The sequence below is a fragment of the Halorubrum sp. SP9 genome (genome assembly GCF_005435015.1).
GTDB lineage: Archaea > Halobacteriota > Halobacteria > Halobacteriales > Haloferacaceae > Halorubrum > Halorubrum sodomense.
In genome coordinates this window covers 1-323 of sequence record NZ_SGXU01000552.1, presented here as the reverse complement: position 1 = coordinate 323, position 323 = coordinate 1, and the positions used below count along the sequence as shown (strand labels likewise).

Below are 323 nucleotides of genomic sequence, written 5' to 3'. Positions count from 1 at the left end.
GCGGCGCGGAGCGTCCACGCCTCGAAGCGCGACTGGAGCGCGTCGACCTCGACCTCGAGGTTGCTCACCTCCTCGGCCAGCTCCTCGTTGTCGAAGAGGACGGAGCCGTACGCGAGGTCGACCGCGAGCTCCGAGAGGTTCTTCATCAACACGATCGAGCCGACGGCGCGTTCGAGGTCGTCGATCCCCGGTTCGGCCTCGGGCTCCGGCTCGTACGGCTCGCCGCTCAGCTCGGGGACCACGTCCGCGACGCCGGCCTCGGGGCCGCGCAGCAGCGTCACGTCGCCCGCCTCCAGCCGGGTGGTCGGCCCGGGGTTGAGGAT

The 323-nt window shown here is 71.8% G+C and carries 1 protein-coding gene; it reads right to left on the bottom strand.

The genetic code is table 11. The annotated features are described in order from the left end of the window. Positions 1–323, bottom strand: a 323-nt coding sequence (locus EXE45_RS18555; RefSeq protein ID WP_369333772.1) for a potassium channel family protein, incomplete at both ends; no start/stop codon positions are given.